3 protein-coding genes are annotated in these 1690 nt (G+C 69.8%); 1 reads left to right on the top strand and 2 read right to left on the bottom strand.

Annotation, left to right across the window (positions count from 1 at the left end; translation table 11 throughout):
* Window positions 1–213: hypothetical protein (locus tag ABZ885_RS40670; protein WP_360200175.1), on the bottom strand; the 213-nt coding region annotated here is incomplete at its 3' end.
* A 538-nt stretch (window positions 214–751) separates the two neighbouring features.
* Here ABZ885_RS40670 and ABZ885_RS40665 point away from each other — a divergent pair.
* Entirely contained in the window at window positions 752–1477 is a 726-nt protein-coding gene (locus ABZ885_RS40665) for a signal protein (RefSeq protein WP_360200173.1), read from the top strand.
* Between the two features lie 16 nt (window positions 1478–1493).
* Here the strand turns inward: ABZ885_RS40665 and ABZ885_RS40660 are convergent.
* A partial coding sequence (locus ABZ885_RS40660) for a hypothetical protein (protein ID WP_360200171.1) occupies window positions 1494–1690 on the bottom strand: 197 nt, incomplete at its 5' end.

The following is a 1690-nucleotide window of genomic DNA, read 5'->3' as shown; positions in this document are numbered from 1 at the left end:
GTGCCGTCGTCGGCGACGTTCCTGCGCGCGGTGCACCGTGATCCGACGGCGGGGGAGTGGTGAAGAGAAGCTGTGCGTGAGCTCCAGGAGCACCGCGCCGAACCCGGCTCGTACCGGGTGGTGCGGCTTGTCGATCCCGCCCCTTCCCTCCCGTCGCACCAGGGGCTGCGCCCGGATCGCATCCAGCAGCAGGCGCCGGTTCTCGGCGCGCATGACCATCGTGTCGTAGCCGACGTAGCCGACGTGGACGGCGTGGCCGACCGGCCAGTGCGGATTGCGGGTGACCGGCGTCGTCGGGTACCGGGTGCCCGGCCAGGACGAACAGGTCGGCGGCGTGCAACCCGCGCACCGGTCCGAGGCTCCTGAGCAACTGTCCGGTCGGCGTGGCGCGTCCGTCGAGCACGGCCCGCAGCTCCTCCGGGTCGGCGCCGGCCGCTTCCGAGAACGCGGCGGAGTCGAGCGTCCGGTGGCCCATCAGGCGCGCCAGCAGTGCGCCGAACTCCAGTACTCCAGTACTCCTGTCATTCCGTCAGGCCATCGACCTGCGCGGAGACCATCCGGTGCCTTTCTGTACGCCGTCCTGGCCGCCCGGTGCCGGCCTCGTCGGTCACGCCGTAGTGGAGCAGCCCGTCCGGGCGCAGCGTGCTCTCGCGGCCCTCGGCGGCCAAATCGGGCTGGGCTGTTATCGATCAGACCGCCGGGAACCGAAAATGGTCAGCGGCGGCATCGCTGCCCGCATAGGCTTTCGATCATGCGTTCTGTTCGAATTCCCGTGCTGCTTGTCACGGCACTCACCCTGCTCGGCGGCTGCTCCGGGGCACCGGACCCGACACCGGCCACCGGACCCGGCGCGTTGGCCCACGCCACCGGGGACGCCGCGGCGTCCAACGAGCCGACGCCGAGGCCCACCCCGGTCGACGTACGGGCTCTCACCCCACCCGAGCTTCAGAACCGCTGGTGGAGCTGGGCCGGGTCGACCCCGATGGAGCGCAACCCCGTCGCCGACCCCGACGGCCGCCACTGCGGTGAGGGCCAGCAGGAGGGCATCTGGCTGCTGGCCGGAACGTTCGGTACAACCACCACCCGTCACTGCACGGTACCCGCCGGCACCCCGATCGTCTTCCCGGTAATCAACATGTACGGCAAGAGCTCTGACTGCCTGGTGTTCATGAACGACGGCCGGGGTAGCGCCGTGCTCGACGGGAAGAACCTGCCCCTTGAGGAGCTGGGGGCCACCCAGATCCGGCCCGAGCGGGTGCCCGGCGGCCCCGTGAGCGGCGACCGGGACTTCAACAACTCCTGGGCCTGCGGCCTGTGGGTGCGGCTGGACGGGCTCACCCCCGGGCCGCACGAGATCGTCGTTCGTGGCAGCTCCGGCAGCTTCTCGACCGGCGTCGACTACTGGCTCGCCGCGACCGAGGACCCCACCGCTGTGTCGAAGGCGCAGACCGACCGCACGGGACAACCGGCCGTTTAGTAGCAATACTGCTAATTTAGGCTGCTTTGTGGCGCTTGGAGTGGGCCTTGGTTGGGGCGACCAGGTGCACGGTCGGTGTGGGGGGTCGGGGTGGGTTGTGGTGTTCGGTTCGCTTGAGCGCCCAGTTGGACATCTTGCGTTTGATCACACGAGGGTTGGAGCGCAAGCGCCGTACGGGCAGCAGCCGTTCGGTGATCTCATGCAGGCTCCGGG

It is taken from the genome of Kitasatospora sp. NPDC047058 (genome assembly GCF_040643935.1).
Classification (GTDB): Bacteria; Actinomycetota; Actinomycetes; order Streptomycetales; family Streptomycetaceae; genus Kitasatospora.
The sequence above is the reverse complement of the archived record's forward strand: the minus strand, read 5'-3'. Positions and strand labels throughout refer to the sequence as shown.

What these genes read in the sequence shown, in the direction of transcription:
- ABZ885_RS40665 (WP_360200173.1), top strand. Translation starts at nt 752, where the DNA reads ATGCGTTCTGTTCGAATTCCCGTGCTGCTTGTCACGGCACTCACCCTG.